Source organism: Antrihabitans cavernicola (assembly GCF_008297975.1).
Taxonomy (GTDB): Bacteria; Actinomycetota; Actinomycetes; order Mycobacteriales; family Mycobacteriaceae; genus Antrihabitans; species Antrihabitans cavernicola.
The window spans coordinates 22006-42290 of the sequence record NZ_VLNY01000026.1 but is presented as its reverse complement, the minus strand read 5'-3'; the positions used below and the strand labels follow the sequence as shown (position 1 = coordinate 42290).

Annotated in this window: 20 protein-coding genes and 1 pseudogene; 7 read left to right on the top strand and 14 right to left on the bottom strand. The window is 63.7% G+C overall.

The features are described 5' to 3' along the window. The 8 genes from FOY51_RS26170 to FOY51_RS26135 form a co-directional block, all read right to left on the bottom strand. On the bottom strand, positions 1-516 hold a 516-nt coding region (locus FOY51_RS26170; protein WP_253072998.1), incomplete at its 3' end, for a thiamine pyrophosphate-binding protein. Next, entirely contained in the window at positions 516-2150 is a 1635-nt protein-coding gene (locus FOY51_RS26165; protein WP_149433198.1) for a GMC family oxidoreductase, read from the bottom strand. The genes FOY51_RS26170 and FOY51_RS26165, both read right to left, overlap by 1 nt. After that, positions 2147-2758: a gluconate 2-dehydrogenase subunit 3 family protein gene (locus FOY51_RS26160; RefSeq protein ID WP_149433197.1), complete on the bottom strand. Its 612-nt coding sequence runs from the start codon at positions 2756-2758 to the stop codon at positions 2147-2149. Before FOY51_RS26160 ends, FOY51_RS26165 begins: the two co-directional genes overlap by 4 nt. After that, positions 2755-3165, bottom strand: coding sequence for a hypothetical protein (locus FOY51_RS26155; RefSeq protein ID WP_149433205.1), 411 nt, complete (start codon positions 3163-3165; stop codon positions 2755-2757). Before FOY51_RS26155 ends, FOY51_RS26160 begins: the two co-directional genes overlap by 4 nt. 124 nt (positions 3166-3289) lie before the next feature. After that, a complete protein-coding gene (locus tag FOY51_RS26150) occupies positions 3290-3865 on the bottom strand; it encodes a copper chaperone PCu(A)C domain-containing protein (protein ID WP_149433196.1) in 576 nt (191 codons plus the stop codon). After that, positions 3862-4248 carry a hypothetical protein gene (locus FOY51_RS26145; protein ID WP_149433195.1) on the bottom strand — a complete coding sequence of 129 codons (387 nt, stop codon included), beginning with the start codon at positions 4246-4248 and terminating at the stop codon, positions 3862-3864. The genes FOY51_RS26150 and FOY51_RS26145 overlap by 4 nt, the downstream gene beginning before the upstream one ends. After that, on the bottom strand, positions 4245-5261 hold the full coding sequence (locus FOY51_RS26140) for an SDR family oxidoreductase (RefSeq protein ID WP_187776482.1): 1017 nt from the start codon (positions 5259-5261) through the stop codon (positions 4245-4247). Before FOY51_RS26140 ends, FOY51_RS26145 begins: the two co-directional genes overlap by 4 nt. Positions 5262-5305: 44 nt before the next feature. Continuing rightward, positions 5306-7111 carry a glycoside hydrolase family 15 protein gene (locus FOY51_RS26135; RefSeq protein WP_149433193.1) on the bottom strand — a complete coding sequence of 602 codons (1806 nt, stop codon included), beginning with the start codon at positions 7109-7111 and terminating at the stop codon, positions 5306-5308. A 125-nt stretch (positions 7112-7236) separates the two neighbouring features. Here FOY51_RS26135 and FOY51_RS26130 point away from each other — a divergent pair, with 125 nt between their 5' ends. Beyond that, positions 7237-7734 carry a MarR family winged helix-turn-helix transcriptional regulator gene (locus FOY51_RS26130; protein ID WP_149433192.1) on the top strand — a complete coding sequence of 166 codons (498 nt, stop codon included), beginning with the start codon at positions 7237-7239 and terminating at the stop codon, positions 7732-7734. Positions 7735-7757: 23 nt separating this feature from the next. On the opposite strand, the gene FOY51_RS26125 is transcribed toward FOY51_RS26130, so the two are convergent. Then, entirely contained in the window at positions 7758-8015 is a 258-nt protein-coding gene (locus FOY51_RS26125) for a hypothetical protein (protein ID WP_149433191.1), read from the bottom strand. 364 nt (positions 8016-8379) lie between these two features. Between FOY51_RS26125 and FOY51_RS26120 the strand changes: the two genes are divergently transcribed. Next, positions 8380-8820, top strand: coding sequence for an FHA domain-containing protein (locus tag FOY51_RS26120; protein ID WP_371830493.1), 441 nt, complete (start codon positions 8380-8382; stop codon positions 8818-8820). Between the two features lie 267 nt (positions 8821-9087). On the opposite strand, the gene FOY51_RS26115 is transcribed toward FOY51_RS26120, so the two are convergent. After that, positions 9088-9327 carry a hypothetical protein gene (locus FOY51_RS26115; RefSeq protein WP_149433190.1) on the bottom strand — a complete coding sequence of 80 codons (240 nt, stop codon included), beginning with the start codon at positions 9325-9327 and terminating at the stop codon, positions 9088-9090. A gap of 423 nt (positions 9328-9750) precedes the next feature. Continuing rightward, positions 9751-10959 carry an NAD(P)/FAD-dependent oxidoreductase gene (locus tag FOY51_RS26110; RefSeq protein WP_235916782.1) on the bottom strand — a complete coding sequence of 403 codons (1209 nt, stop codon included), beginning with the start codon at positions 10957-10959 and terminating at the stop codon, positions 9751-9753. Positions 10960-11128: 169 nt separating this feature from the next. Here FOY51_RS26110 and FOY51_RS26105 point away from each other — a divergent pair, with 169 nt between their 5' ends. Then, positions 11129-11587 carry an SRPBCC family protein gene (locus FOY51_RS26105; RefSeq protein WP_149433188.1) on the top strand — a complete coding sequence of 153 codons (459 nt, stop codon included), beginning with the start codon at positions 11129-11131 and terminating at the stop codon, positions 11585-11587. Positions 11588-12140: 553 nt separating this feature from the next. Here FOY51_RS26105 and FOY51_RS26100 read toward each other — a convergent pair. The 3 genes and pseudogenes from FOY51_RS26100 to FOY51_RS26090 form a co-directional block, all read right to left on the bottom strand. Next, a pseudogene (locus FOY51_RS26100) lies at positions 12141-12350 on the bottom strand (permease); the annotation flags it as partial. Positions 12351-13800: 1450 nt separating this feature from the next. Then, positions 13801-14811 (bottom strand): fused (3R)-hydroxyacyl-ACP dehydratase subunits HadA/HadB, encoded by a 1011-nt coding sequence (locus FOY51_RS26095; protein WP_149433187.1) that lies wholly within the window; start codon positions 14809-14811, stop codon positions 13801-13803. Continuing rightward, the gene (locus tag FOY51_RS26090) at positions 14808-15683 is read right to left on the bottom strand and encodes a cyclopropane mycolic acid synthase family methyltransferase (protein WP_149433186.1); all 876 of its coding nucleotides are present in this window, start codon (positions 15681-15683) and stop codon (positions 14808-14810) included. The genes FOY51_RS26095 and FOY51_RS26090 overlap by 4 nt, the downstream gene beginning before the upstream one ends. A 338-nt stretch (positions 15684-16021) precedes the next feature. Between FOY51_RS26090 and FOY51_RS26085 the strand changes: the two genes are divergently transcribed. From FOY51_RS26085 to FOY51_RS26070, 4 genes are all read left to right on the top strand, one after another. Continuing rightward, positions 16022-17218, top strand: coding sequence for a phosphatidylserine decarboxylase (locus tag FOY51_RS26085; protein ID WP_235916780.1), 1197 nt, complete (start codon positions 16022-16024; stop codon positions 17216-17218). Between the two features lie 440 nt (positions 17219-17658). After that, the gene (locus FOY51_RS26080; RefSeq protein ID WP_149433185.1) at positions 17659-18060 is read left to right on the top strand and encodes a hypothetical protein; all 402 of its coding nucleotides are present in this window, start codon (positions 17659-17661) and stop codon (positions 18058-18060) included. A gap of 382 nt (positions 18061-18442) precedes the next feature. Further along, complete coding sequence (locus tag FOY51_RS26075; protein WP_149433184.1) at positions 18443-18739, top strand: hypothetical protein; 297 nt, start codon at positions 18443-18445, stop codon at positions 18737-18739. Between the two features lie 116 nt (positions 18740-18855). Continuing rightward, positions 18856-20235 carry a DUF4331 domain-containing protein gene (locus FOY51_RS26070; protein ID WP_149433183.1) on the top strand — a complete coding sequence of 460 codons (1380 nt, stop codon included), beginning with the start codon at positions 18856-18858 and terminating at the stop codon, positions 20233-20235. Positions 20236-20285 lie beyond the last annotated feature (50 nt).

The following is a 20285-nucleotide window of genomic DNA, read 5'->3' as shown; positions in this document are numbered from 1 at the left end:
GGAGTAGTCGAGCTCCTGTACATCGGAGGGGATGATGATCGCCGTTGGCGCGCGACGACCGAGTGCGGTGCGGATGGCGCGGTCGAGCACGTTCGGCAGCTGCTCGGGCACGGTCACCATCTGTAGGTAGTTGCTGGCGACGTCCTTGTAGAGGCTCATCAGGTCGACTTCTTGTTGATAGGAGCCGCCCATGGCGCTGCGGTTGGTTTGTCCGACGATGGCGACGACCGGTACGTGATCGAGTTTCGCGTCGTAGAGGCCGTTGAGCAGATGGATCGCTCCTGGCCCGGAGGTGGCCATGCAGACGCCGAGACGGCCGGTGAACTTGGCGTACCCGACTGCCTCGAACGCGCTCATCTCCTCGTGCCGCGACTGGATGAACTTGGGTTCGTTGTCGGCACGGCCCCAGGCGGCGAGGATGCCGTTGATGCCGTCGCCGGGAAAGGCGAACACGTTGTCGACGCCCCACTCCCGCAATCGCTCCAGCAGGTAGTCGGATACTTTTGTGCTGGTCATCAGGGTGTGCTCCTTCGGTTGACGAGTCGATCGGCGGCGCGGGCGGCGACGGCCATGATGGTCAGGGCCGGGTTGGCGCTGCCTTGAGTGGGCAAGACGCTGCCGTCGGTGATGTAGAGGTTGGGGACGGCGAAGCTACGACAAAATGCGTCGACGACGCCGTGCTGTTCGTCTGCTGCCATGCGCGCGCCACCGACCAGATGGGCCGCGCGGTCGATGGTGATGACCTCGTCCGCGCCTGCTGCGCGTAGGAGATCTTCCATCACCGTTTGCGCGGCCGCCATCAGCGCTTTGTCGTTGTCGCATTGGCTGTACGAAAACCGTGCGATGGGAAGACCGTGACGGTCGGTCTCCTCGGCGAGAGTGACCCGATTCTCTGGCTGCGGCAAGAATTCGCACAGTGCGCCCAGGCAGGACCAGTGCACGTAGTCGCTCATGTACTCCCGCAGCCTCGCACCCCAGTACCCCTGCGCAGCAACATGTTCTGCCCAGGTGATCGGGAGGGGCGACACAGTCTGGATGGAGAACCCACGTTTGTAGGGTTTTGTCGGATCGGTTTCGTAGAACTCCTCGGAACTGACCTCCGGCGGCGGCGCCTTGTACATGCGCACCTCGGCGTCGAAGCGGCCCGCCGTCTGGGGTGCGCCCTGCACCATCAGGTACCGGCCGACCTGGTCGAAATCGTTGCACAGGCCGTCGGGGAAACGCGCGGACGCCGAATTGAGCAGCAGCCGAGGGGTTTCGATCGAATACCCCGCGATCGCCACCGCGCGGGCTCGCTGGAAATGCTCGACCCCACCGACAACGTAATGCACGCCCGTGGCCGCACCGGTTCGCAGATCGATGGCGATGCGGGTGACCATCGCGTTCGCGCGGACTTCGGCACCGTGAGCGAGTGCGTCGGGGATGTGGGTGATCAGCGGGGACGCCTTGGCGTTGACCTTGCATCCCTGCAGACAGAATCCGCGATAGATGCAGTGCGGACGATTCCCGAAGCGCCCGTTCACAATTGCTACCGGTCCGACCTTCGCGGTGATGCCCATTCGCTGCGCGCCACGAAGAAATATCTCTCCGTTTCCTCCCACCGGGTGTGGGCGGTGCGGATAGCTGTGCGGATCACCCCAAGGCCACTTCTCGCCGGCAACCGGCAGTTCGCCCTCCATGTCGGCGTAGTACGGACGCAGGTCGTCGTAACCGATCGGCCAGTCCGCACCGACACCGTCACGGCTGTACGTCTCGAAGTCGCTCGGATGAAACCGCGGCGTGTAACCCGCGTAGTGCACCATCGACCCACCGACACCCCGACCGGAGTTGTTGGATCCCAACGGAACCGGATTCTCACCGCCGATCACACGAGGATCGGTCCAGTACAGCTGATGCGAGCCGGCCTCGTCACTGACCCAGTCCGCATCCGGATCCCAAAACGGACCAGCATCGAGCGCCACCACGTTCCATCCGGCGCGGGCCAGGCGCTGCAGCATGGTGGAACCGCCCGCCCCGCAACCGACGATCACCATGTCGACTTCGTCGTCGTCGCAGAATCGCCGCATGTCTTGGCGCAGCTGGTGATTGGTGCGGGTGCCGTCGTTGGGTAGCAGCCAGGCAGATTCGTTGCGCCTGCGGACGTCGGTCATCGCTGGCTCCGTCGAATCGGGTCGGCGGTGGGGAGTCGGTCGCGGACTTCGTGGCGTTCGAGGCTGTCGACTCCGAGATTTTTGTAGCCGCGTGGGTAGGCCGGACCTGCGAATCCGATCTCGTTCCACGCCAACGGATGCGAGTAGAACGCTGTGCACGCGTAGCGCGTCCACAGGCTCCATGCGTGGGCCGCCGATCGCCCGCGCCAGTCGTTACTGCCGAGGTCTTGGACGGCTTGGAGGATCTCGGCCTGCAGGGCGGGGGAGCAGGTGGCGAAGCCCGTACCGAAGCGGGCAGTGGTGTCTGCGTCGAGGTCGGCGAGGGTGTCGCGCCAGGCCTGCGCGTCGGCCGGCATGTCGTCGTAATGCCAACCGTCGGTTTGTGTCTCGGCCAGCCGGGCATCGATCTGTGGCGCGACCGGAACCAGCGGCCTGTCCTGCTGACCGAGGAGCTGGTCTACCAGAGCGGTGGCGATGGCCTCCTCTGACGGGGTGAAGAAGCGGATGTCGGGCGCTTTCGCGGTTCGGGCGAGCACCACGCCTGCCGTGACCGGATCCCACCGGCCGGACTGTGCAAGGACGTCGAAGCCGGGAAACCGATCCGTCACTGTTCGCGCCGGAGTAGTGCTGCGAGTAGACCCATTCCGCCGACCATCGTCACCAACAGTGGCGCCATCAACGGTGGCCCCATCTCCATGTTGTAGCGGAAGTTCGACCAGCCGCCCGGTTTCTGAGCGATGCCGCGGCCGTGCAGGTAGGTGCCCTGCAGGCCGTTCGCGACAATCACCGCCGACGCAAGTGGCAACGCTGTTTTCGCCATCCGCCTGTCGAAGAATCCGGCGATTCCGGCGACGGCGCCTACAGGACCGAGGACCACCGGCCACCACATCATCTTGTTGCCGAAGCTTGCGCTGTCGTGTTCGAAGTAGATCTCGACCGCCGTCACCACCGACCCCACTGCGGTGAGCCCGGCCAGGCTTCGCTCGAAACGTCCGGTTTCGACGTTGCGGATCATCCGGTCGATGCCGTGTACTCGGTGATCGATCACCGTCGATGTGTGTCGGGAGCGTGTAAATAAGTTCATCACAATTCCTTCCTCGGAAGTCCGCACGTCAGCGCCGGACTTCGCAGCGGTGTGCTCAGGCGCCGGCCGACGGCAATGGTGGCGGTGTCGGGCATGCGTCGAGCGGGACCTCGACGGTTGCCGCGCCGGCCTTTTCGAAACGAAAGGTCAGTGGAACAGTCAGTCCGGGCCGTGTGAATTCGTTCGGGTTGTTCACGACGACCTCGATCGGCGCGTCCGGCGCCGTCGCGCCCTTCACCTGTTCGATCGGCTGGCCTGCAGCGAGTGCGGTTTTCGGTTGCAGCGTCAAGGCCGCCGCCGGTGCGTTGATGTCTACGGAGGTGGCGGCGTCGCTCTCGATCCCGATCAATCGGTCCGGCCTGAATGAACTGTTGTTGACGGCAGTGAACGAGAGTCGCGCCGACCCGTTCTGTTGCTCGATACAGGTACCTGCGGCAGTGGCCGGGATCAGGTAGACGTTGCGGAGTGAAATGTCACCGACGTCAACGGAACTTCCGTTGATCGCGGCAACGTGATTCGCTGTCTGACTGATCTGCCCGGCCGAACAACCGGACAGCGCAATCGTGGCAACCGCTACGACTGGAGCGATCGTGACCCACGTCCTGAGCGTAGCGCTCCATCGTGAGATCATCGGACGTCCTCCAAACATGTTGATTCAGTTCTGGTTTCGGCGTGACCGCGCTGGGATCGAGTCGCTGCGACCCAACCAGCTGCAGCAAAGCCGGAGGCAACGACGGCGTCGACGATGGCGGGCCTGCGGTGCGGTTCGTCGATCAAGGCCAGGCCTGCCATGCTGGCCGCATGCACGATGTCGACCCCCGTGCTCGCAACCCGAAGACGGTGCGACGAGCCGGATCCCGTCGCCGCAGCTTGCACAAGCTGGCGTGCGCCGAGGATGCGCGCGACCAGGATGTCGCGAGCGTCGAGCGACCCGACAGGCCCTCGCGCCACGCTGCGCGGTGCGACGAGAAGGACTGCACCCCAACCAGTTCGGAGCAATGTCAACGTAGTCATCGACGGACCCGTGCGACGGCCATGGCAGTTGCGCCGGCGAGAACGCCTGTGGTTGCGCCGAGCAATCCGTGGTGTTGCGAGGCCCACAATTGTGGGCTGACACGGAGCGACTTCTTGTCGAAGATGCCATGAGATCCGAAGTCGCGGCCGCCGGTGCCGTCGGCCGGTTCCCACAGGTTGACCGGTGCGTCCGGCGGTCGCGGTCGGTTCGTCTGCTGCGACGCAAACCCGGTCCGAGCCAGGTAACGATCGAGCAGGCCCGGTGCAATCGCATTGGCGATCAGCGTTCCCGCAGTGCTCGCACCCACCCAATACTCGCGTCGCGCAGGATGATCCGCCGCGTAGAGCACCCCGCGGGCGGCCACCTCGGGCTGATAGATCGGCGGAACGGGCTGCGCTTGGTTGGGCAGCCGGGACAACACCCAGGAGAACTGCGGGGTGTTGACGGCCGGCATCTGCACCATCGTCACGTGCACATTGCTGTTGTCGTGCAGCAGTTCGCAGCGCAGCGACTCATGGAAGCCCTGGATGGCGTGCTTGGCCCCGCAGTACGCGCTCTGCAAGGGGATGCCGCGGTAGGCGAGTGCGGAGCCGACCTGCACGATGGTTCCGGTGTCGCGCGGGCGCATCCTGCGCAGTGCCGTCATGGTGGCGTACACGTAACCCAGGTAGCTGACCTCGGTGACCCGTTTGTATTCCGCCGCGGTGATCTCGGCAAACGGCGAGAACACGGAGGTGAATGCGACGTTCACCCACACGTCGATCGGTCCGAAGGTCTCCTCCGTCAGGGCGGCAGCCGCCTCCACCTGATCGGGGTCGGCGACATCGGTCGGTATCTCGAGTGCGACACCCCCGCCCGCACGTACATCGGCTGCAGCGCCTGCCAGACCTGATTCGCCTCGGGCGAGCAGCGCAACGCGTGCTCCGCGGGCACCGAACGCCTTCGCGGTGGCACGGCCGATGCCCCCGCTCGCGCCGGTGACGACGACGACCTGGCCTGGTTTGTGCGGCATGCTGTACTCCTCGGTGTGGCGGTGTGCTGGTCGAAAGCTCATGGCTACGACCAGGGTTGGGTGAGTCGGTGTGCGGTCTCGAAGAAGACTGCGTGGACGAAAGCCTGTGGGAGGTTGCCGCGTAGCTGGCGCTGGCCGATGTCGTATTCCTCGGTGAACAACCCCGGAGGCCCGCACGCCGCGCGGTTGCGTTCGAACCAGCGAACAGCTGCGAGCTCGTTGCCTTGCTGGTGGTCGGCGAGTGCAATCAAGAAGCCGCACAACGAAAATGCACCCTCGGATTCGGCCAGCGGCCGATCGTCTTGCCGGAACCGGTACACGTAGCCCTGATCGGCGAGCTCGACGCGAACCGCCTCGAGCGTTGCTCGGCTCCGCGGATCCTCTGCCGGAACTGCGCCCCGGATCGCAGGCATCAACAAGGCCACGTCGATACGGGCGTCCTCGGGACTTCGTTGCCACCGCCCCGAGGGGTGTCGGCAGTCCCGCGTGGTGTCCGCGACGAGCATGTCGGCCAACTGACTCCATTTCGCGCTCTGCGACGCCGGGGAAAGCGGCGCGATCGCGCGAAGTCCGGCAGCACAGGCGAGTCGGGAATGCGCCCAGCGGCTGTTGTCGAGCTCCCAGATGCCGGCATCCGGCTCGCCCCACCGTTTTTCGATCGCGCTGACCGCGGCTACGACGGCTCGCCAGTGGACCGAGTCGAGGCAGTCCAGTCGCCCGGCCGCACCGAACAGCAACAGCGCCTCACCGAACGCGTCGAGTTGGAACTGGTTGTTGACCCAGTTCCCAGTCTTGGCACTGCCGCCGGGATATCCGGGTAGATCGAGGGTGCGTTCGTCAGGGACCGCGCTACCGGTGATGGTGTACGCGGGCTTCAGGTCCGGGCCGTCGTCGAGGATGCGTGCGGCGACGAAACCGACAGCGTCGTCGAGCAGCGGAAGCGCTCCAGCCGCCGCGATCGCTTGCCCGGCATAACACTGGTCACGAATCCACGAGTACCGATAGTCGTAGTTGCGGCCCTGTTCAGCGCGTTCGGGCAGCGACATGGTCGCTGCGGCAACCATGCCGCCGCCCGCGCTTGTCATGCCGCGCAGTACGGCGTACGAGTGCTGGGCATCGCGGTCGGCCAAGGTATCGGCGAATGCGGGGACTGCGTCGGCCCACGCCCGTTCGGTTGCTCGCCACGCGATCTGTGGGTCGACGCCGTCGTGGGACAGTGGCCGGTCCGACAGCTCCAGCACCAAGTCGTGGTGGGCGCCCTCGCGGACCTCGATCAGTGTCTCGAGTGTGCCGTCCGCCAAGGTATGCGCAGTTGCGGCGCCGGACCACCGCAACCGCAGTGGCCCTGTCCTCGCGGTGAAAACTCCGTCCCGGCTGGATAATTCATGCATCGGGAGGTCACCGAACCCGGCGCGGGCATCGAGGGCGACCCGAACCTGAACGTCACCGTCGACCGCAACGATGCGGCGCAGAACAACGGCTCTATTCGGATCCCCCGGGAAGGCGAGTGCTTCCCGGCATTCGATGATTCCGGTGTCCCTCACCCACCGCGAACGCCAGATCAGTGACCGATCCTCGTAGTAGCCGCCCCAGACGAAGCGGGTATGTGTCGGGGTAACGGCATATCCCCCGCTCCCACCGATCAGGGCGGAGAACACCGCCTCGGAATCCCACCGCGGCGCGCACATCCACACGAAATCGCCGCGCGGACCGACAAGAATGCCGCGCTCGCCGTCCGCGAGCAGCGCGTACTCCCGAAGTGCATGTGGCGCGAACTGTGTTGCTGCCGAGAGGTATTGGGTGGCGGCATCGACCCGCGAGGCTGCGGCGGCCGCTTGTCCGATTGTCATGTGATTGTCGATCCCATCCTCGAGAGTGAGTGGTCGCATCCGCTGAGCGCCTTCGCAATAATTGCGCTACCGCAACCGTATGCGCAACTATTGCGATACAGCAAGGGCTCGGCGATAATCACACAATGATTTCTCAGGAACCCGGCACCGCAACTGCTCTCGCCACCGAAGCGCAGATCGATGCGATGATGCGGGCCGCACGAGCCCTGATCGGTATCGCCGCACAGTCGGTCGCAGAGGTAGAGGATCAGGTCACGCTGCCCCAGCTACGGGTGTTGGTGCTCATCGAGAGCCGCGGAACCCTCAACCTCAACAGGCTGGCCGAAGCCATGGGAATTCATCCCTCCAACGCCACCCGGGCCTGTGACCGCCTGGTCGCCACTGGGTTGCTGCTGCGCCGCGAGTCGACGACCGACCGGCGCAACTTGGTGCTCGAGCTCACCGATCGCGGTCGCGATTTGGTGGACTCGGTTATCTCGCATCGCCGCGCGGCAGTCGCAGACGTGCTCACACGCGTACCCGAGCGTCGCAGGCGCGGACTGGAAACGGCGATGACAGCGTTCGCCAACGGTGCCGGCGAGTCGTTCACCGACAACGCGTGGAAGCTCGGCTGGCCCAATTGAATTCGCACCCAGCGGCGAGAATGTCAGCGCGGATGCTGGTTTCGATACTTTGACACTTCGTTGGCGGTGGGCTCCGGTTCCACCGGATCGATGACCTGTCGGCGCAGGTGAATCAGCGTCAAGGTGCCGATCCCAGCGACCAGCAGCACGACAGCCACCACCCCGGCAATGGTTGCGCGGGTTGTCGAGCCATAACCCAACGCAATAAGCCAGAGACCGCCCGCCGCGGCGCCGATCAAGACCAAAACGTATCCGATGTATCCGACAACGTCGTTTCGCATCGACTCGTCCCTTCCGTCTTCACTTAGCATTCGATTCACACGTTCTCCCCTCATCTTCCGCCATCGATTGCGTGTACGCAATGATTGCGTAGTGTTTACGGTCGAGTTGGTCACGAGGCGCGGGAAGGTGGAGGCCGCCGGCTCGCAGTTCGCTCGGTGAGGTCGTCATCGACAGAATCGGAAATCGATCGCGTTGCATTGCGGCACCGTGCGAGTCGCACTCGATCAGGCGGAAGGCATTCTCATCGCCGCACGACGGTGTCGCCAAGGGCTGGCGTTCGAGGAGCTCATCGACGCCGCAGGCCACCAACATCCAGTGGCGTACGCTGAGCTGGACCCGCAGCGCCGGGAGGAGATGGCTGTGATCGACAAGAACGAGCGGCCGGACGAGCATGGGCGACCGGCGCAGCACACGGAGCATTTCCGCGCAGAACTCGCTGATGAGCACAACGATCCGACTCCCGACCCCGCACGGCCGGTCGCGGTTGGTCCACCCCCGCGCGGTGCCGGGCTGCTCGTCGTGACCCGGGGGCCCAATCGCGGCGCGCAGTTCTTGCTCGACGCTGCGATCATCACAGTCGGTAGGCATATAGACAGCGACATCTTTCTCGATGACGTCACCGTCAGCCGCCGTCATGCCGAGTTCCGGCGCGACGAGGACGGTTTGCAGGTCGCTGATGTCGGGAGCCTCAACGGCACCTACCGCAACGGGGAATCCGTCGATACCGCCTCACTCAGCGACGGCGACGAGATTCGTATCGGAAAGTTCCGGCTCACGTATATCACGGCTGCCGCGGCTCGCTGAACCGTGTGTTCTTCTCGGTCACCGGCCGCACCGAACAACTCGATCCGGCACAATGCGCTGCGAATCGAGTGCGGCCTCGGTCAATCGTGGCGACCGGGGAGAGCCTTAATCCGGATCTGCACATCAGATGATTGGGCGACGGCGCCGAGCAGGGCAGGACAGATTCGAAAGCCGCCGCAGGAGTCGGTGTCGAATGGATGCGAGGGGTCGTCCAGGTTCGGTGCGCCGAGCTGATCAAGGTTGGTGCCTGACACCTTTTAGGGCGTTTCAGGTCCTGCCTGGGTGCGCGACCGCATGGACCGCTCGTCGGTGTGCATTGAGGATCGCGAGGTGAATGGTGTTGTAGGCGGAGTCGTCGTCGAAGACGTCGACCCGGCCCGGGGATGCGTGTAGGAACGCACCGAGCTGGCGATGCAGTGTCCAGTGGGTCGAGTCGGTGTTGTAGATCGATGCCAGAAATTCGGCGAGGATTGCGGTGCAGTCGAACTCGGTGCCGGAGCTGTTCACGGGCTGCCGGTGGATTGGGGCCGCGACGATGCGCGATGGTGCAGGTCCCAGCGCTGACTCGCGGTATCGGACGCAGGCCTGGACAGATCGGCGCCGGATGGATGCTTGGACCGAGTTGTCGGCGACGGGACGGACTGCGGCCGGATCCGGTCCTGGGCTGTGGCTTCGTCGAAGAGTTTGAGGAATCTCGACGTTTTCCGACTCAATATGTTCGACCTCGTTTCGTTTGAGCGGCGCAGTTACGCGACATGGTTGGGGTTTCCGCCTGGGCGGCCGCGCCCTGGTGTCGGTATCGAACCGACGTCTACCTACGAGCATGTGGTTGGTACCCGATGTTCCTTTCTCGACTCTGCTGGTGTACCCATCCTCGCGCGGTGAAACCGTGTCCGACTCGAGAAGAACACAACGGGCGGACCGGGCTGATCAGAGGTGCCCGTTGAGGAGCAGGTTCCAGTAGATCCGCGGCAGCACGTAGCGGTCGAACGCCCACGCCGTGCGACGTGGCTTGAGCGGGTCGATTAAAGAGGGTAGCGACGATGCGAGCGATCCCGAGCGGTCGAATTCGCCTACGATGAGGCGTCGAGCATCGGTGGCGATCGGGGCGACGGTGTAACCGTCGTAGCGGCTGACGGCTTCGTTGCGTCTGGCTGCTAGCAGGTTGTCCACCAGGATCGAGATCTGTTTGCGCAACGCACCACCGGAGGGGTCGGTGTCGACGGTGGCTCCGTCTCCGGCCGCCCAGACGTTCGGGTGGGTGCGGTGTCGGAACGTGTGTGGGTCGATGTCGACGAGGCCGTGCGGATCGTCTCCGGTCAGACCCGAGTCGTGCACCCAGCGTGGGCCCCGAAATCGTGGGACGAGATGGAGCATGTCGTAGGGCAAAGTCGTGCACCCCTCGTCGCCGGTGACGGTGATCGTGGATTCGTCCGGGTTCAGTTTGCTCACCCTGGTTCGGTGCAAGACTTGAACACCGAGATCATCGAGGTGGCGCAGGAGTTCGGTGGTCAGATCCGCCGAGGGCAACAATGCTGCGCGGTCGATGACGAGGGTGATGTCCACACCCGGCAGACGTCTGGTTCGCCGCCAGTGGTCGGCAGCGAGAAAGAGCGGTTTGATGGTGGTTCCGGTGCAGCTGACTGGTGCTCTGGGCACCGTGAACACTGCACGTCCTCGGATCGGCATGGACTGCACCAGTTTCCATGTCTGTTCGGCCCTGTCGAGGTAATTGCTCGCTACCGTGGGTGATTCGAGGGCCTCGAAGATGCCGGGCAGCGCCTTGGTGTCCGGCACCAGACCAGGCCCCAACACCAGGTCCCGGTAGCGGAAACTCACACCCGAGGCGCAGCGCACCGTGCGCGTCGCAGTATCGACAGACACCGCGGAGTCTGCGATCCAGGTGCACCCGCGTGGGGTCACCGACCGCTGGGTGCGTTCGGCGCTGTTCATCGACGACTGGCCTGCACCCACATACGAGAGTTGCGGGCGGTAGGTATGCACACGGTGGGGTTCTATGACAGCGACACCGGTGACGCCGCGACGGAGCAGTCGCCCTGCCGCACTGAGGCCTGCGTTACCGCCGCCGATGATCAAGACGTCGACAAAAACGTACTTGCCGTAGGTGTGGGGATTCACCCTGGGGCGATACCCCGTCCGTGCGGGCGTCAATCCATTAGCCATCCCGATAGAGATCCCACCTGGCGTTCCCAACGCGCATCGTTGATGCATCGATTCAGGTGTTGCCGACCAGTGTCTGGGTATCCCTGGTGGGTAGATACACATTCCGATCGAAGGGGAAGAAACGATGACCGTGACCGAAGCCGTCGACGTGGCGGTACCGATATCTGTCGCCTACAACCAGTGGACCCAGTTCGAATCGTTTCCCGAGTTCATGGAGGGGGTCGACAAGATCGAGCAACTCGACGACACCCATACCCGGTGGACGATCAGTATCGGAGGGATCACTCGCGAGTTCGACGCAACGATCACCGAGCAACACCCCGAGGAACGCGTTGCCTGGAAATCCGACGACGGCCCGGAGCATGCCGGCGTGATCACGTTCCACCGGCTCGACGACGCGACCACGCGGGTGACCGCGCAGATCGACATCGACCCAACAGGTTTCGTCGAGAACGTCGCCGACAAGCTGGGCCTGGTCGATCGGAGCGTCAAGGGCGATATGAAGCGTTTTCGCGAGTACATCGAAAGTCGCAGCAGCGAAACCGGCGAATGGCGCGGAGATGTGGACCGACCCAACCCCTGACGTCGCCGCCGGTAGTTCCGCCGAACACAAGAACGCCGTATCGAAACTCTGTCACCTCGCCGAACTGGACCGCGCCACCCCAGGGGTCAACCGCAAAGATTAGAACGCGAGTTCGATATTTGCACTTGATGGGGCGCAGTGCTCGCATCGGTGGTGCTGCGCCTGCGTATCGCGCGTACCCCTCATCCACGAACTCAAGACGCGGGATAACGACAACGACGACGTACCCGACATCGATCGGTGCTCGCCATGATCATGTGAGCAGTTGTGACGTGACGGCGGTGCGGGCGGTGGACTGGACGCGGAGCCGCGGCCTGGTTTCGCGGTGCTGCCGTTCGCAGTCGCGTCGCTGGTCACCGGGATAGTCCAATCGTTGGGCACATCATGGGGTTTGATCCGCCACTACATCGGGTGCTGTTCAAACTCGTGCTGAACGTGGTCGCGACGATCGTCCTGCTGCTCCACACGCAAACCTTCGGCGCGGTCGCCGACATTTCCGCCGGCCCGGCTCCAGCCTCGCCGACCTGCGTGCCCCGACATTCGTGGTTCATTCGGCTGCTGCACTGGGCAGGTAGAACGTCCACAGCAGGGCGAGCATCATCTTAGTGCCGTAGTAGCGCCGGTAGATGTTGAGGATCAGCAGGTCGGCGAAGATGAACGCGACCGCGCCGCCGAAGCTGATGCTGCCGTTCTACAGCACCGCCGCGAGGATGAGTTGCACACCATCCTCAACCAGAACTGACGAACGTGCGGCAACAGGCCCGGGCACATCCGGGGCCGGTGCCTATCGCTCTCACCCGCCTACCGCAACGATCCGTCCCGTCGGTGATCCGGGGTGCCATTGTTCGGCGCGTCCGCAATGCCGGGGCCGTGCTCACCTCACCTCATCGGATCGCATGCCCCGCACGCAAATTCACAGACGCGCGCGGGGCTGCTAGGGCCGTCATGTTCGAGCACAGGCCGATCAATTTCGATCCACCGTGCAGAGTCGACGTTCCGGCCTACATCGGTCCTAGTCAAGGTCCTCGCATTAACGCTTCTTCGGCACCCGATAAGTTGGTGCGGGTCTACCACTGCTAGTACGTGCCCCTCGTGCGGCGGTAGCAGATGACAAGGAACGTCGGTCGTAGTCGGAGCGAGTTCGACTCTGCCTGCGCGGCAGGCCGGTGACGGGCTGAGATCGAGCGATAACACGGTTGGGGCCCGCCGCCGGTGATTTCGTCCGTCGTGAGGTGCCCGGTCGGACTCGGTGTTCGTTCAGGTCTCTTTGACACTGATCTGGACTTGCACGCCGTCCGCGTCTTGGGCGAGCCGGATATCGTACCCGGTGCGACGGACCTCGTCCAATATGGTGCGGTAGTTCTCACCGAGAGCGTTGAGCCGGATTAGCCACCGATCGGGGTCTGAGCCGTCGTTGGTGTAGTCGAGGAGAAAGCCCAGCAGTAACCTCGTGCGCGAGCAGGAATGCACGCACCGCGGTGTCTTCGGTGACCGCCATGCGCAGCATCCACTCGACAGCTGTGGAGCAGTGAGTGCCCCCACGCCAGCGTTGTAAAACTCTTTCCGACCGAAACCGGCAGAGTCGTTGCCGGCGCACCCTTGCGTCCCTTTTGGGGCTCGTTCGAGTAAGGGGGTGCCTGTGAAGGCGATCCGGATGAATCTACGGCGCTGCGCGGGTGAGTGCGTCGCTAACTGGCTATTTACATTCCGGAGTGAGGTAGCGACGGGCGGCATATCGCAGACCTGCGGCAGAGCGCGAGACGTTCGTCGCATATCTTGGCGAGTGGTCACACATCGAGACGCCCGCAGGCCGTGGTGGACGAGATCGTGCAGCCGGAGGAAGAAGTCGCGCTCGCTCATGCCGAATTGCAGCCAGATGTCCTCGACGCGGCCACGGCCGAATGGTGCCCACCGCAGCGCGAATACCAACATGACTTCCCGCTCGTGCGGCGGAATACCATCCCGTTCCATGCATCTGGTATCCCCGTTCGATTCCGCCCGAAACCTGCGCTACGCGGATGCTGCGGCGAGGGCAAGCATTGCCATCAACGGTCGCCACTCATTCAGGTGAACTTCGCACGGTGCCGAACCAACTCAGGGCCTGGCGTCGAGTTCGTCAGCCCCGATGGTGCCGGCGGCGTTCACGGGCATCGATCGCACACCGGACGTAACTGAACCGGTAACGACGTGCAGCAATGACCTGCTGCGGGCAGCTAACCCAGTTGCACGGTCGCTGTCGATCGTCCGAAGATTTTGCTGCCACCGGCGGTGGCGGTGAGGGCGATCGTCGCGGTTCGAGTTGCCGGGTCGAGTGTGCGCACCTTGCCGGTGAACTGCACAGACGCGGGCGCCTCGACGCCGACGTAGACCGGGCGGGTGAATCGCACACCGTAGTCGATCAGCGCACCCGGGTCGCCGAGCCAGGTGGTGACGTATTCGGCGCCCAACCCCATCGTGAGCATTCCATGGGCCACCACGTTGTCCAGGCCCACCAGGTCCACGATGTTCTCGTTCCAATGAATGGGGTTCGGATCCCCGGCGACACCGGCGTAGTTCACCAAATCGCCGCGTCGGAGATAGGCGGTATGGGTAGGCAGCTCGTCGCCGACGGCAATGTCGGAGAAATCGATTCGCGGATACGACGTTCTCCGCTGCGGCTCGGTCGCGGTGAAGTCGGCGTCGTCGATCAGCCGCACCGCCGACGGGCGGCCCTCCAATTCAGCCATCAACACGTGCTCGGCAGCGTCGGCGATGTGCGCGTCGATCACACCACCCGCGCGTGCGATCACGGTGGTCTTACTCCCCTGGACGACGACATCCGATGAATCGGTGATGTAGGTCGTGAAAACGAACGAGTCCTGGCCGTGCACGGCCCGGTACGACTCCAAAGTGATTCGGCTGCTCAATCGATCGCCTGTCATGATCGGCCGGTAGGCGGTGATGTGTTGTTCGGTATGCAGGACCTGGCTCAGGTCGTAGTCGGGAAGAAACTCGGCGAACACGCACCGCTGCGCGACGCCACCGAGGATGGCGGTGAACGTCGTCGGAGCGATCAGCCCGCTGTGCCCCAACGCATTCGCGGCACCCTCGTCGTAATGCGCCGGAAGAGTAGCCTGCACCGCGCGAGAGAACTCGCGAATCTTCTCCCGCCCCACCTCGTAGTGGTCAGAAATTCGGTACACACGACCGAGCAGACTCGCGACGTCGACTGCGGCAACGGTCATCGGGTGGACTCCAGCGCGAGCGTGAACTGCATGATGTCGATATATCCGTTACGGAAGAGTTCTGCACACCCGGTGAGGTACTTGATGTAAGTGTTGTACACCTCGACTGATGTCAGCCGAACCGCTTCGGCTCGTCGACTTTCCAACGCCACAGCCCAACAGTCGAGTGTGCGCGCATAGTGTTGCTGCAACGGGTGCACCCGATCCACACGAAAGCCCGCCGCCTCCGCACCGGCGAATACCCATTCCGGCTCGGGAAGCTGTCCGCCGGGAAAGATTTCGTGTTGCATGAACCGTCCGAATTCCAGAATCTTCCGATCGATCGGGAGACCTCTGGCCCGGATATCGTGCCGATTGTACTGCACGATGGTGTGCAGCAGCATCTTCCCGTCACCGGGCAGCACCGCGCGGCATTTGTCGAAGAACGCGTCGTAGCGTTCGCGCCGGAAGTGCTCGAACGCGCCGATACTGACGATCCGATCGACCGGTTCGTCGAACTCCTCCCACCCGTGCAGGAGCACCCGCGCGGTGCGGCCGTTGTCGGGCCGTGCCGCGATCAGATCCGTCACATGGTCGAACTGGTTGCGGCTCAACGTCAATCCGATGACGTTGACGTCGTACGCGTCCGCGGCGCGCAGCAAGGTCGAACCCCATCCACACCCGACGTCCAGCAACGTCATGCCGGGTTGGAGATCGCATTTGCCCAACGCCAAGTCGACCTTGGCACGTTGTGCCTGCTCCAAACTCATGTCGTCGCGCTCGAAATACGCACAGCTATAGGTGCGGGTGGGGTCGAGAAACAGTGCGAAGAAATCGTCGGACAGGTCGTAGTGGGCTTGGACATCGTGAAAGAAGGGCTGCAATTTCGCCATAGGTGACTCCCCTTGGATTCGGCACAGAAACCTTGGTGCGCCGCTTCTTGACTGCACCCCCTACATCGAACACGAGAAAGCGCCGATGATGGTTCAGATTGGAATTCGCCCTTTCGGAGCTTCGACCATCGGAGTTGCCGAGGAGGCCGAACCAGTGTCGTTACCGCACCGATCGACCGACCGATCCCTTTCCCGTCCGGGTCGACGGGGAGAGGGCCGCCGCCAGACGTTTCCGGGAGATAGGAATGGGTATCTCATCCTGGATCGAGCGTGCAGATCCTCACCTGGCCCCGCGTGGCCACATCGCGCTCCCATCCGACCCAGGGAAGGGGGCAATCGTGGTTGCGTCCGTAGACAGTATCGAGCAGCTCAGGATGATTCTGGCTGCGGACGCCGGGCTGTCGATGATGCTCGAGAAGTCGTTGCGGCGGGCGCGGGAGCGCGCAGTAGCCGACCTCGACCCCGACCTCTTCGAAGCCTTGGACTGGCCCGCTGATCTCGGTGAATACGAGCAGTACCTGCGCAGGTTCCTAGCGTGGATCCCGCAGGAGTCCGGTGCCCGGGCATGGAAGAAGCAGGCGGGTGGAACGTCGTCCTCGCGAGAGATCAGCGACCGACTCGCTCACTTCTTCTGGCTCATCGACCAGAACGACGACGGCGGAGAGGCCATCGGCGAGAGCGCAATCGCTTTCCGTGAGTGGTGTACCACCTATGCGCGGGAGTGGGGCCATTTCCTGGACAGCCCCGAATCCTTCAGCCAGGACATCCTCGACTCCTTCATCACGAACTCGCCCGAATTCACCGTCGGCGAGTCGCTCGTGGGCGGTCGGCCCAACGCTCCCAGCGGCTGGTTGAGCTTCAACCAGTTCTTCGCCCGTGAGCTCAATCCGGGCCTGCGGCCGATCTCCGCCCCGGCCAGCAACCTCGTCGTCACGTCGCCAGCGGACTGCACATTTCAACACAGCTACGGTATCGGCGACCGATCGGAGATTCCTGCAACCACTATCAAGGGCACACACACCTACGGCACGATCGATCAGCTACTCCGCGGCAGCCGGTACGCGGACTCGTTCGCCGGAGGGACCTTCGCGCATTACATGCTTCCGCCGTGGGCATATCACCGTTTCCACATCCCGGTCTCGGGTCGCGTCGAGGAGTCCTTCGTCGTTCAGGGAACAGTTGTCATGGAAGTCGACCTCATCGAGCACGAGCTGGTCTCCAGTGACGCCACGACGACAGGCTTCGAGTTTTCCCAGACCCGCGGCATCGTCATCGTCGACACCACAGACTCACCCGCTGGCGACATCGGAATCGTCGCCGTCGTCCCGGTGGGAATGGCGCATGTCGGCTCGGTGGTACTCACCGCAGAAGAGGGCACTCCGATGAGCAAGGGGGACGAGTTCGGCTACTTCCAGTTCGGCGGGTCCGACATCATCATGCTGCTCCAAGCCGACGTCGATGCGCAGGTCGACACCGATCCCACCCCCCGCCACGTCGGCTCGCCCGCCATCCGCTGCCGATCCCTCAACCCCTGAACTCCGTGGTTGAGGGTCGATTACTCGCGCCGGCAGCGCGCATACCCAGTGGGAGAAAACGGGGAATCGTGCGCAGGTCGTGCCGCCGCGTGTGGACTTGGAGTTTCTCGTCGAGCCAGAACGTCACCACGCCGCTCCGACTCAGCCACAGTCTCGGGCGAATCGATGCAGCAGCGGTGCAGCGCCGGGCGAGTGCGGCAGCGCCTGTCGGTGCACCCATCCTTTGCCTGGGACGAGGTTCGGTGGGACCTGTCGGGGTATTCGGTAATCATTGCGAGCCGAGAAGGAGTCAACGATGCGCGACCGGAGCGTCAGGTGATCGCGTGTCGCTATCTCTGGCCCACACGAAATGCATTCTTCGAGTTTGTGTGTGGGGCAGAGACAGGTCGGGTAACTCGCTGGCATCCACAGTTGTGCGGTGATCGGTATCGGAGGGCTCGGTGATCGTTGATGCTTGCGGTCGTGAGTTCCGGTTTCGTTTCGATCCTTCGTACCGTTTGGCCGCGCGGCTGTTCGGGATCCGCGACGATTCGGCGGTGGTCCGCGTCGGTGCGGGCGAACTGTGCGCCCGTTTCGGTCCGTGGACCGTGCGGACCCCATTGCGCAATATCGCAGCGGTATCACTGACCGGGCCGTATGCGTTCGTCAAGACGGTGGGTCCTGCGCACCTGTCTTTCGGCGATCGCGGGTTGACGTTCGCCAGCAACAACACCCGAGGCGTTTTCGTCGAGTTCGTCGACCCGATCCGTGGAATCGACCCGTTCGGTCTTGTGCGGCATCCGAATCTCACGATGACGGTGGCCGAGCCGGCGGAGTTGGTGACACTTCTCGACGCTCGGTAGCCGGGCACACCCTTTGTGCGGGCGGGAACAGACGACGAAGGAACCCGGTCAGATGCTCTCGCTCTTGTATCGGAAGCCGCGAACTCTTCGACGACGCCACCGCCCGGGCACCGTAACCGCCGCCGCACGGATGTCGCTGGACCAGACGTACGTGCGCGGGCTCGGCTCTTCCGGATCGGCTCGTCGATCCTGCGCGTAGTCGGGGGAGGTATGGCATCGACTTTTCCCGATCGATTGCCGGGAACGGCGTCGTTGTGTGATTCTTGACACGAATCATTGTCACGGTTGTTCGCAGGGCGTCGCCGACCACTTCGTGGGGTGCGGTTGGTCGGCCGCGTGATGCGCCCCAGACCCCGGCGTGTAGTCCACTGAGAGGGAAGACATGTCGAAAACCAGTCGCCGCCTGTTTCTGCGCCGCGCAACACTCGCGGCCTCGGCCGCCACCGTCGCAGCAACGAGCAGTCAACTATGGGGATCCACAATCGCGGAGGCCGACCCGGCCGATCCTGCGACCCAGCCCGCGCATCCGGTCGAGCTGGGTGCCCCGCTGGTCGCGCTGCTCCGCGACGCAAAGACAGGCGAATTCACCGTCATGGTCGCCGACCGTGAAGTCGTCTTCACCAACAAGCGTCTCGCTGCGGCGTTGACCCACGCTGTGGCCGGCTCACAAGCGTCCTGACCCGCACCTGCACCCCTGTTGCCTGCGCACTCGCGTACCTGGGTGCGCGTGGCGCGGCCATCTCCCCGGTCGACCCGCCACTCAATAGAACCCACGAAAGAATACGAGGAAATTCGATGTCGTCACACCGCGAGGCCCCCGAAATTTCGATGGATCCTGTCGCCGACAGCACCGACGTCTACGCGTTCGTCAGCCCGGATCGACCGGACACGGTGACGCTGATCGCGAATTATGTGCCGTTGCAGGATCCAGATGGTGGACCCAATTTCTTCGCGTTCGGCGATGATGTGCTCTACGAGATCCACATCGCCAACAAGGGCACCGCGGACTCCGACATTACTTACCAGTTTCGGTTTTCCACCGAATTCCAGAACGACGCAACGTTCCTCTACAACACCGGTGCCATCACCTCGCTGACCGATGCGACCTACAACCGGCGCCAGGTATACACCGTGACCAGGGTCAAGGACGGGCAGGCCACGGTGCTGGGCTCCGGGATCTGCCCACCGAACAACATCGGCCCGCACTCGACCCCGGACTACGCCGGACTCGCCGGGCAGGCGGTCTATCACTTCCCCTCGGGGGAGACGGTTTTCGCCGGTCAGCGGGCGGACGCCTTCTATATCGATCTCGGTGCGATCTTCGACCTGCTCGATATCCGCCCGCTCCAGCTGTTGCATACCGGCCCGCTCGGACCCGGACTGGCCTACAACACGTTGCAGGGTGTCAATGTTCATTCCATCGCCATCCAGGTCCCGAAGACCATGCTCACCGCGGACGGATCGGATCCGGTGGACTGGCGCTCCCCGAGCTCGGTGATCGGGGTGTATTCCTCGGCGAGTCGGCAAGCCTCACGCGTCTACGACAGCAAGAACGGTGGGGTGATCAACTCGGGTCCGTGGGTGCAGGTCTCGCGGCTGGCGAACCCGTTGTTCAACGAGTTGTTGATCCCGATCACCCGCAAGGACTACTGGAACGCGAAGAAGCCCAAGGATGATCACCAGTTCCTCGACCGGGTCGAACACCCGGAGGTCGCGAAGCTGCTGCCCGGGTTGTACCCGAATGTTTTCAACAGCCTCGCCGGGTACGGCAAGGCCCGCGCCGACCTGGTTGCGATCTTGCTGACCGGGCTCCCGGAGGGGGTGATCCCCGGTTTCCAGAACTTCACCGGCCCGGTCCAGGCCGATCTGGTGCGGTTGAACATGGCGATCCCGGTCAATCCGAAGCCGAATTCGGCCGGACTGCTCGGACCCCCCGATCTGCAGGGCTATCCGAACGGGCGCCGACCACTCGACAACGTCACCACCGTCATCTTGCGTGCCGTCGCCGGACTGACGATCCCGCTTGTCGACAAGAGCTTCATCCCCGACCTGGCCGTGCCGGTACTGCAGGACTTCGCACCGATGTCGAACTCGCCGCTGCTGGGCACCTTCCCTTACCTCGGACTCCCGAACAGTGGTTTCGGCTCGATCCCGAGCCCAACACTGACCGGCTAGCCGAGAGATCAAGTCCACCCCGACGGCCGTAGCCCGGTCATCCGACCGCC

Bases quoted from the DNA above. Each gene is read 5' to 3' on its own strand.
- FOY51_RS26165 (WP_149433198.1), bottom strand. From the start codon at position 2,150: ATGACCGACGTCCGCAGGCGCAACGAATCTGCCTGGCTGCTACCCAAC.
- FOY51_RS26155 (WP_149433205.1), bottom strand. From the start codon at position 3,165: ATGATCCGCAACGTCGAAACCGGACGTTTCGAGCGAAGCCTGGCCGGG.
- FOY51_RS26150 (WP_149433196.1), bottom strand. From the start codon at position 3,865: ATGATCTCACGATGGAGCGCTACGCTCAGGACGTGGGTCACGATCGCT.
- FOY51_RS26145 (WP_149433195.1), bottom strand. From the start codon at position 4,248: ATGACTACGTTGACATTGCTCCGAACTGGTTGGGGTGCAGTCCTTCTC.
- FOY51_RS26140 (WP_187776482.1), bottom strand. From the start codon at position 5,261: ATGCCGCACAAACCAGGCCAGGTCGTCGTCGTCACCGGCGCGAGCGGG.
- FOY51_RS26135 (WP_149433193.1), bottom strand. From the start codon at position 7,111: ATGACAATCGGACAAGCGGCCGCCGCAGCCTCGCGGGTCGATGCCGCC.
- FOY51_RS26130 (WP_149433192.1), top strand. From the start codon at position 7,237: ATGATTTCTCAGGAACCCGGCACCGCAACTGCTCTCGCCACCGAAGCG.
- FOY51_RS26125 (WP_149433191.1), bottom strand. From the start codon at position 8,015: ATGCGAAACGACGTTGTCGGATACATCGGATACGTTTTGGTCTTGATC.
- FOY51_RS26105 (WP_149433188.1), top strand. From the start codon at position 11,129: ATGACCGTGACCGAAGCCGTCGACGTGGCGGTACCGATATCTGTCGCC.
- FOY51_RS26095 (WP_149433187.1), bottom strand. From the start codon at position 14,811: ATGACCGTTGCCGCAGTCGACGTCGCGAGTCTGCTCGGTCGTGTGTAC.
- FOY51_RS26090 (WP_149433186.1), bottom strand. From the start codon at position 15,683: ATGGCGAAATTGCAGCCCTTCTTTCACGATGTCCAAGCCCACTACGAC.
- FOY51_RS26075 (WP_149433184.1), top strand. From the start codon at position 18,443: ATGTCGAAAACCAGTCGCCGCCTGTTTCTGCGCCGCGCAACACTCGCG.
- FOY51_RS26070 (WP_149433183.1), top strand. From the start codon at position 18,856: ATGTCGTCACACCGCGAGGCCCCCGAAATTTCGATGGATCCTGTCGCC.